The sequence below is a fragment of the Paracoccus broussonetiae genome, assembly GCF_031854425.1.
GTDB classification, from domain to species: Bacteria; Pseudomonadota; Alphaproteobacteria; order Rhodobacterales; family Rhodobacteraceae; genus Paracoccus; species Paracoccus broussonetiae.
The window spans coordinates 1-8,974 of sequence record NZ_JAVRQI010000034.1 but is presented as its reverse complement, the minus strand read 5'-3'; the positions used below and the strand labels follow the sequence as shown (position 1 = coordinate 8,974).

The 8,974-nt window shown below is 62.0% G+C and carries 11 protein-coding genes; 8 read left to right on the top strand and 3 right to left on the bottom strand.

Going from position 1 to position 8,974, the window contains the following annotated elements; genetic code table 11:
- Nucleotides 1-216 precede the first annotated feature (216 nt).
- A complete protein-coding gene (locus RM190_RS23070; protein WP_311761830.1) occupies nt 217-360 on the bottom strand; it encodes a hypothetical protein in 144 nt (47 codons plus the stop codon).
- A gap of 363 nt (nt 361-723) precedes the next feature.
- Here RM190_RS23070 and RM190_RS23065 point away from each other — a divergent pair, with 363 nt between their 5' ends.
- Nucleotides 724-2,115: a cytochrome B6 gene (locus tag RM190_RS23065; RefSeq protein ID WP_311761829.1), complete on the top strand. Its 1,392-nt coding sequence runs from the start codon at nt 724-726 to the stop codon at nt 2,113-2,115.
- 19 nt (nt 2,116-2,134) lie between these two features.
- On the top strand, nt 2,135-2,749 hold the full coding sequence (locus tag RM190_RS23060) for a DUF4142 domain-containing protein (RefSeq protein ID WP_311761828.1): 615 nt from the start codon (nt 2,135-2,137) through the stop codon (nt 2,747-2,749).
- Between the two features lie 41 nt (nt 2,750-2,790).
- Here RM190_RS23060 and RM190_RS23055 read toward each other — a convergent pair whose 3' ends face one another.
- Entirely contained in the window at nt 2,791-3,960 is a 1,170-nt protein-coding gene (locus tag RM190_RS23055) for a zinc-dependent alcohol dehydrogenase (protein WP_311761827.1), read from the bottom strand.
- Nucleotides 3,960-4,403 carry an SRPBCC family protein gene (locus RM190_RS23050; RefSeq protein WP_311761826.1) on the bottom strand — a complete coding sequence of 148 codons (444 nt, stop codon included), beginning with the start codon at nt 4,401-4,403 and terminating at the stop codon, nt 3,960-3,962. Before RM190_RS23050 ends, RM190_RS23055 begins: the two co-directional genes overlap by 1 nt.
- A 333-nt stretch (nt 4,404-4,736) precedes the next feature.
- On the opposite strand from RM190_RS23050, the gene RM190_RS23045 reads away from it, so the two are divergent.
- The 6 genes from RM190_RS23045 to RM190_RS23020 all read left to right on the top strand — a co-directional run.
- Entirely contained in the window at nt 4,737-5,240 is a 504-nt protein-coding gene (locus RM190_RS23045; RefSeq protein ID WP_311761831.1) for a YciE/YciF ferroxidase family protein, read from the top strand.
- A 97-nt stretch (nt 5,241-5,337) separates the two neighbouring features.
- A complete protein-coding gene (locus RM190_RS23040; protein WP_311761825.1) occupies nt 5,338-5,859 on the top strand; it encodes a hypothetical protein in 522 nt (173 codons plus the stop codon).
- 9 nt (nt 5,860-5,868) lie between these two features.
- Entirely contained in the window at nt 5,869-6,315 is a 447-nt protein-coding gene (locus RM190_RS23035; protein WP_311761824.1) for a DUF421 domain-containing protein, read from the top strand.
- Between the two features lie 581 nt (nt 6,316-6,896).
- Nucleotides 6,897-7,412, top strand: coding sequence for a 2Fe-2S iron-sulfur cluster-binding protein (locus RM190_RS23030; protein ID WP_311761823.1), 516 nt, complete (start codon nt 6,897-6,899; stop codon nt 7,410-7,412).
- Complete coding sequence (locus RM190_RS23025; protein ID WP_311761822.1) at nt 7,409-8,371, top strand: FAD binding domain-containing protein; 963 nt, start codon at nt 7,409-7,411, stop codon at nt 8,369-8,371. The genes RM190_RS23030 and RM190_RS23025 overlap by 4 nt, the downstream gene beginning before the upstream one ends.
- A gap of 2 nt (nt 8,372-8,373) precedes the next feature.
- A partial coding sequence (locus RM190_RS23020; protein ID WP_390908896.1) for a molybdopterin cofactor-binding domain-containing protein occupies nt 8,374-8,974 on the top strand: 601 nt, incomplete at its 3' end.

Here is an 8,974-nt window from a genome sequence, read left to right as displayed (position 1 = left end):
CCGGATCGATGCCGGGAACGTCTCTGGTTTCGGTCATCGCGGCCTCCGTATGGTCCATCGCCCCAGTTTAGCAGCTAAGCGTGTTTTTTGCGACCGCAGAACCGGAATTGTCGCGAACTGTTGCGAGCGCCGGTCCACGGCCCTTGTGGTCCGGGCGGACGCGCCGGCATCACGATCGTCGACTGCGATCGGCTGGCCGTGGATGCGGGCTGTGGTCTATTCGCTGGGATCGTCGCTGGCCGAGGCGGGCGTGGTCTGACCGGTGTATCGGGGATGCCGCGTGGTGCTGGGCCGGTCCGGCGGTGGCGCGCTTTTATCCCGTTCGGACGGCCGGGTCGTCTGGTCCTTGTCTTCGGGCATGAAAGCCTCCTGCTATCTACAGGGAACGTCGCCCGCAGGCGCAATGTTCCCGGCCGCGCAGGCGGGGGCAGGGTCGGGAACAGGATGGTCACAATGACGCCCTTCGCTGGAACATCTCCACATCCTGCCGGTTCGTCGGCGCTGCATTGCAATTGCAGTGAAGGGGCTGAGGAGATCATGCCGAGGAACGATCCCGGGCGCTTTGCCATCTCTCCAGCAATGTCGCGAGAGGGCCGTGAAACCGGCCCGGATGCGCGATGTTCCCGCAAATCGCACAACCCGGGACGCGGCAGGAACAAATGGCTGTGACCGAGGTTAGGACCGCCGTGTCATGCCAACTGCCTTTCCAGAAAGGACGTGACGATGCGCCAACCCCTTTTCGTGCGTTCTGCGAGCATCCTGCTGTTGCTTGCGACGGCGGCGCCAGCAGACCCCTTGCCTGCCGATGCCACCTATCGCCCTCTGCCCACCTTGCCATCCTCGGAAGTGCGGCAGGTGGACGAGGCCCAGAAACCCGTGGTTATGCAGCGCCAGCGCACCCTGCTGGAAAGCCGATATGATCTTTCCGATCGCCCGCGCGAAGGGCAAATGATGTCGGGGGGGCTCAAGCCGGTTCAGGACGGCGTGCGTGTCCGTCTTGCAGGAGGCGCGGATTGGCAGGCTCTGGCTGCGATGGCGCCGCCCGAGATTCGCGCTAGGGGGCTTCTGCCGGCGGGTTTTCTGCCCCTGCCGCATGTGAAGCAGGCGACGGGCGGCCAAGTCTTTCCAGAGGAGCAGATCAACCGGATCGCGGATCTAGAACAGCGCGATTTGCGTCGATTTGATGTCGAGTTTGATCTCCCCGCCCATCTGACACCTGAATTTCCGCCGCCGATTTTTCTGACCACGCAGCCGCAGCTGGGCGATGTTTCGCGCGGCGAGTTGCTGTCGATCCGGAACTATTATGAAATCATGAACGGGTTGATAACGCCGGTGCAGATGGAAGGGCTGCGCCTTTTGCTGACGCCCTTTCCGCAAGAGGAGTTCAACCAGACCGAGGATCGCAAGGTCGCTGATCCCAGCCTGGGTGTGGCGTGCCTGGACTGTCATTCGAATTTTCATTCGAACGGCGCCTTCCATCTGACACCGGATGTCCGGCCGCAGGCCAGCCGCTTCCGGCTGGATACGACCAGCTTGCGAGGAATGTTCAATCAGCAGATCCACGGCTCGAAACGCTCGCTTCGCTCGATCGAAGATTTCACCGAGTTCGAACAGCGCACCGCCTATTTCAACGGTGACCATGTCAGCGCGACCCGCAAGGGGGTGCATCTGCCGGACCGTGCCAATCAGGTGGCGATGATGGCCCAGATGCAGAACATCATCGACTTTCCCCCGGCCCCGAAACTGGATCCTTTCGGCCGACTGGATCCCGCGCTTGCGACCGAGCAGGAATTGTCGGGAGAGGCAATATTCTTGGGCAAGGGTCGCTGCGCGGAATGCCATGATCCGAAGATCGCCTTCATGGATCAGCAGATGCACGACCTGAAGCTGGAGCGCTTCTACCAGCCCGGAGAGGTGGTCAACGACCTGGTGACCCTGCCCGATGGTCCCATCAAGACCTTCAGCCTGCGCGGGATCAAGGATTCTCCCCCCTATCTTCATGACGGCCGCCTGATGACGTTGGCCGACACCGTCGAGTTCTTCAACCTCGTGCTGGGGACCCGCCTGACCGAGGCAGAAAAGACCGATCTGCTGGCCTATCTGCTGACCCTTTGACCCGGAGGACATGATGCGCATGACAATGCTGCTGTTTCCCTTGGTGCTTGCCAGCCCTGCTCTGGCCCAGATCGGCAATCCTGCCGGAATGAAGGCAGATACCCGGATGCAGGCTCCGGGCGATCCCGTTCCGCACCAGACCAACAACCAGGACCGTCTTTTCGCGCGGCTCGCAGCGTCGGGCGGGAAGGCCGAGGTCGAATTGGCGAAGCTTGCGGGCGAACAAGGCTCGGCCGACCCTGTCCGCGAATTCGCTGCGCGCATGGCGCATGACCACGGCAAGGGAAACGAGCAGCTGAATGAGCTGGCGAAAGCCGCCCAAATCCCCTTGCCCGACGAACTCTCTCCCGATGACAACGCCATGCGCGAGAAACTGGGGAAACTCGAGGGCGAGGGCTTCGATCGTGCCTATATGCAAGGCCAGGTTGTGGCTCATCAAAAGACCGCGCAGCTTCTTTCATGGGAGATTTCCCAAGGCCAGAATGCCGAGATGCAGAAGTTCGCGGCCGCCATGCTGCCGATGGTTCTGGACCACCTGGAGAAAGCCCGACAAATCGTCGCCGCGCTGAATGGACCGCCAGCCGAGGCAACAACCAAAGAGCCGCCTTCCGAACGCCCACCCCGCAACCCCTGAAGACCGCCGCTGTCAAGCGGGCTTCTCCTGCTCCCGCATTTCTAGGGTGTCAGGACCACCTTGGTCCAATCATTTTGATTGCCATGGAAGTTGCGGTAGCCCTTGGCCGCATCCTCCAGCGGCAGCCGGTGCGAGATCAGGAATGTCGTGTCGATCTCGTCATCCAGGATACGCTTCAGCAGATCCTGAATGTACTTCTGGACATGGGTCTGTCCGGTGCGGATTTGCAAGCCTTTCTGCATCAGCGCGCCAAGGGGGAACTTGTCGGCCATGCCGCCATAGACACCGGGGATCGAAACTCGGCCCCCTTTTCGCACGGCTGTCAGCGCCATGCGCAAGGCATGGGCCCGGTCGGCACCCATGCCCGCTTTCTGTTTCATTGCGTCCAGAAGATTGTCGGGTGCAAATCCGTGGCTTTCCATCCCGACCGCGTCGATCACCGCATCGGGACCCAAGCCGCCCGTCATCTCCAGCAAGGCTTCAAGCACATGGCTGTGGCGGAAGTCTATGGTCCTTGCGCCAAGTCTACGGGCCAGTTGCAGCCGGTGGGGATAGTGGTCAATTGCGATGACCTGTTCGGCACCCATGAGCAGGGAGGATTGCACGGCGAACAGCCCGACTGGGCCGCATCCCCAAATGGCGACCGTGTCGCCGGCCTGAATCTGGGCATTCTCTGCCGCCATCCATCCCGTTGGAAGGATATCCGACAGGAACAAGACCTTTTCGTCGGGGACACCATCTGGAATGACTATCGGGCCCACGTCCGAAAAGGGAACACGCACATATTGCGCCTGTCCCCCCGGATAGCCCCCGGTCATGTGCGAATAGCCGAAAAGCCCGCTCATGGCATGGCCGTAAAGCAGTTCCGACGCCTCTTGCGATTCAACCGGGTTTGAATTGTCGCAGGCGGAAAACTGCGCCTGCCGGCAGAAAAAGCAGGCGCCGCATGAGATGGTGAAAGGAACGACGACTTTGTCACCCTTGCGCAGGGTCGAGTCCGGGCCGGTTTCGACGACACGCCCCATGAATTCATGCCCCAGCACGTCCCCGGCGTGCAGGCCCGGTATGACCGCGTCATATAGATGCAGGTCCGAACCGCAGATCGCGGTCGCAGTCACCTCGACGATCGCGTCCCGGGGGTTGACAATCTGCGGGTCGGGAACGGTCTCGACGCGGACGTCATGTTTACCCTGCCAGGTAAGAGCGCGCATCAGAAATTCCCCCTTGCTGCGGCGGTCGCGATTTCGCCGGTTTCCAGCAGCATCTTGAGACGTTTAAGTTCTTGCCGGCCGCGCTTGACCGGGTCGGTCCCGCCCAGCGTTCCGGCCCATTGGCCAATAATTCCCCGACGTGGCCTATAGGCGATATGGGCCTCGACCTCGGTGCCGCGTCCAGCGGGCGCATCGCGCAGTTGCACCTTGGCCTCAAGGTCCATCTCGGCGCCCTCGGTGGATCGCCAGGCGAGAAGTTCGTCCGGGCGATCCTCGACAAGCTTCGTTTCGATCTCCAACTCGTCCCCGGACTCAGAAACGACCCAAAGGAAGATGCCGTCGGGACGTTCCTCGACACGGGTGACATCGGCAAGAAACCGCATCAGCTTCTCGGGCCGTCGCCAATGTTCATAGATGTCGCTGCGGGGGGCGTTGATCGTCACGGTTCGCCCCTCGACCCGGTAACCGCCAAAGTCGCGGCGGCGGGCCGTGCGGCCAGGCGCATCGTCAGAGCGGTGCCTGTCCCTGGCCCCAATTTGAACAATGACACCCGCCGCAAGCGAAACGGCAAACACTCCTGCAAGTGCCGGAAGTCCTGGGCTTCTCATCGGGGTTCCTTTCGGCTTGTCTGGATGAAGCAGATGAACCGTCCCGGTCGCCACATGTTCCAGCGCGCCGCAGTCGCCATGTGCTGGAACATTTTTCGGTCACCCCGGTTGCTTCCCCCCAAGCGCAAGGAGCCTGCCTTGCGGACCATCCAATTCGAGGAGAGCCACATGCCTGCCAAGACGCTCGACACGCTGTTCCACGAGACCCTGAAGGACATCTTTTACGCGGAACGCAAGATCGCGACGTCCCTTCGCAAAATGGCGCGGGCGGCGCAAAGCGAGGAATTGAGGGCAGCGTTCGAAACCCACGAGCAAGAGACGCAAACCCATCTGGAGCGTCTGGTCGCGGTGTTCGAAGCCATCGGAAAGCCGCCGCGCGGCAAGACCTGCGATGCCATCGAGGGGTTGATCGCGGAAGCACAGGAAATCATGGAGGAATTCAAGGGTAGCCCCGCCCATGATTCCGGTTTGCTCGCCGCCGCGCAGGCTGTCGAGCATTACGAGATCAGCCGCTATGGCACGCTCAAGGCCTGGGCCACTCAGCTTGGCCTGAAGGATGCCGCCACCCTGCTGGACCAGACCCTGCAGGAAGAGGACGCGACCGACCAGAAGCTGACCGCGCTTGCCGAAACCGTGCTCAACGCTGCGGCCGATGAAGTGGCTGAGACCTGATCCAGATGCGGTCGGTTCGGTGTCCCTGTCGGGTGCCGAGCCGGCTGTTGGGTGCCTGCTGACGGACGGGGCACGCATCACCTGAAAGGGGGCGACCATGGACGGTGTCGAAATTCGCAATCTGGACCAGCCCGCCATTCGCGAGGATGGTTTGCAGCTGGAAGAGAACCGCAGCCTGCAGCGCCGATTTTGGCAGATGCAGCGGATCGCGTGGCTGGGCTTTGGCATCGTCGTTCTGGTCGCGCTGCTTGGGCTGACCGGAAGTGGCGGCCCCCTGCACATGCAAGTCCTGCGCTTCGCCCATGCCGAGGTTGAATTGCCACGTATTTCTCGCTGGGAAGGCTCGGACGGTATCGTCCTGCGCTATCTCTCCGACACGACAAATCGGGATATCGAGCTGAATGACGCGTTCTTTCAGCGCTTCGCGGTCGAGGAGATTCAGCCCCAACCGGCAAGCAGCCTTCTGACCAAGGGCGGGCAAAAATTCCTGTTCGACGCCGAGGATACTCCGCCCCATCAGGTCCGGTTCGAGCTTCGCGCCATGCATTTCGGCTGGACAGAGATCGATGTGACGATCGGGGACGAGACCAGATCAGCCCATGTCATTGTCTTGCCTTAGGTCGCCTGCATGGACACAGTCATCCGTGGAATATCAATCTATGCTTTCCTGTTGGTCATCACCCGCCTGTCGGGACGGCGCACGCTGGCGCAGACCACCCCATTCGATTTCGTCCTGCTTCTGATCATCGCCGAAACCACCCAGCAGGCGTTGCTGGGAGACGATTTCTCGATCGTGAACAGCGTGGTGCTGATCGTTACGCTGTTTCTGGTCGACGTGCTGCTGTCCTATGCAAAACGACATTCGCGCGCCGTAGCCGACTGGCTTGACGGCACGCCGACGGTCCTGATGAGCCAGGGCCATCTGGACGCGGAGGCGATGCGAAAATCGCGCGTCGATGTCGCGGACATCCTGGAAGCCGCTCGCCTGCAGCATGGCCTGAAATGCATGGGTGACATCGAGGGCGCGGTGTTGGAAATAAGCGGTGGCATCAGCATCATTCCACGCGAAGAATAGACAGGCCGGTTCACCCCGCGCCTGGCTGACGGCGAGGATGTGCCACTGGCGCAGCGAAACTGGGGGCGAGGGGCAGCGACGGCATTTCAGGAACAGATCGCGGGGATGGAGGCGGTCGCGCTGGCACGCCGTTTTGGGGATGCGCCTTCACGTCGCTGCGGTCTCGATCGTATCGCGCATCCCACCGAAATCCTTCCGTCACCTTGATCCAAACGGAACGAAGTTTCCCCGGCTTTGATCGGCCTCGCACGATCCGAGTTGACGAGAACCTGGGCCGAATTGAATCAACCAGATTTTCCGTCGAGCAAAGGCTGCGAGCCGCCACAAATGGGATCCGAGGTCAGCTCTTAGGCGGACCCGCGCGGTTTGCAAGAAAGCTGAGGAACCATCAGATTCAAGTGCAGCTCCCGGCGATCTGCGCCGCAACGGGGGCGGGAGTTTTCGTGTCGCGCGCCCAACGCGATCAATATCCGACAAAACACTCGGCGGATCGCTCTGCTCGAAGTTGCGTCGGGCGGGACCCCGGCGGGAACAATGCCTCGCGCTCACAGTTGCCCAATACGCCACGCGGAGAAGGTATCATGTCCCAGAACCCGTCAGCCAAGTTCACCGTCAACGGACAAAAGGTCGAGTATTCGGGCGACCCAAGACGTTCGCTCCTGGATTATTTGCGCGACGAGCTTTCGCTGAGCGGGACGAAAAAGGGCTGTGATCACGGACAATGCGGAGCTTGCACGGTGATCGTCGACGGGCGGCGCGTCAATTCCTGCCTGACGCTCGCCATAATGCAGGACGGATGCGAGGTCACCACGATAGAAGGCCTTGGCAACCCGGCAAGCCTGACGGCCCTGCAACGATCGTTTATCGCCAATGACGGGTTTCAGTGTGGCTATTGCACTCCCGGCCAGATCTGCTCGGCCACGGCGATGATTGCCGAACTGGAGAAGGGCTGGCCCAGCTACGTCAGCGCAGATCTGATTGCAGTCACACCCTCCGATGAAGAGCTGCGCGAACGCATGAGCGGCAATCTCTGCCGCTGCGGGGCATATTCCAACATCATTGCCGCCATCCGTGAAGTCCTGCAGGTGACGCAATGAGGGAGTTCTCCTATGCCCGTGCAAGCGGGATTTCCGATTCGGCGGGGTCCCCGGCGCGCCTGATCGCGGGCGGGACCAACCTGCTTGACCTGATGAAGCTTGAGGTCGAGATCCCGGACCGGCTGCTGGACATCAACCATATCGGCCTTGACCAGATAGACGAGGTTGAGAACGGCTTGCGCATCGGCGCGCTGGTGCGCAATGCGGATTGCGCCGCGAATGAACGGGTAAGACGCGACTACCCGCTGCTGGCGCGCGCGATTCTTGCGGGCGCAAGTCCGCAGCTCCGCAACCGCGCCACTACCGGGGGGAATTTGTGTCAGCGCACTCGTTGTGGCTATTTCATGCGCCTTGGAACCCGCTGCAACAAGCGAGAACCGGGATCGGGATGCGACGCGATAGACGGCATCAACCGGGAACATGCGATTTTTGGCGCGTCCCCGGCCTGCATCGCGACCTATCCCGGCGACATGGCGGTGGCGCTGTGCGCGCTCGATGCGACGGTCCAGATCACCGGCACGGGCAGCTCCCGCAGCGTTCCAGTTCGCGGCTTCCATCGCCTGCCGGGGGACGACCCCAGCCGCGACAATGTGTTAGAACGGGGCGAAATCATCACCTCGGTGACGCTGCCGCCTCCGGCCGGGGGGCGCCAAGTCTATCGCAAGGTCCGTGACCGGGCATCATATGCCTTTGCGCTGGTCTCGGTGGCCTGTGTCCTTGGGATCAGCGAGGGTCTCATCAGCCGGGCCAATCTGGCCTTTGGCGGCGTGGCGCATAAGCCGTGGCACGATCCGGCGGTGGAAAAGGTCCTGCTGGGAGAGCGACCCTCGCCGCAGCTTTTCGCCCGCGCCGCCGACCTGCTGGTGGCGCAGGCAAAGGGGCAGGGGGACAATGATTTCAAGATTCCCCTACTGCACCGCGCCCTGATCGCCACCCTTATCGATGCAAGCGGAGCGTGAGCATGTTCGGAACCTATGACATTCCCGACCAGCGCAACCTGCTGGACCAGACCCGCCAAGGCATCATCGGCAAGCCGCTCGATCGGCCGGAAGCCGCGTTGAAGGTAACGGGGACGGCCACTTATGCCGCCGAGTATCGTCCGGAAAACTGCGCCGAGGGGGTGCTTGTCACGGCGACGATTGCGCAGGGCAAGGTGCTACGCCTGCATGACGACCAAATCCGGTCCCTCCCGGGCGTTTTGGGAGTTTTTGCCGACAAGCTTATGCTGCGGCGCCCGGCACAGGGGACGGCAGGGCAGGCGCCGGTGCAGGACGTGGGCGAGGTGGAATATTACGGCCAGCCCGTCGCGCTGGTCGTCGCCGAAACTTTCGAGCAGGCCCGCCACGCCGCCACCGCATTGCGCATCGACTATGAACCTGCGCCGAAGGTGCCCGTTGATCCGGAAAGCGCGGAATATCAGCCCGCCCGCAAACCTGTCGTGCTCGGCGATCTCGATGAGGCGATGGCCCAGGCCGCCCATTGCGTCGATCTGACCTATACGACAGAGGGCCATGCCAGTGCCGCGATGGAGCCGCATGCCTCGATCGCAGAATGGCAGGGGA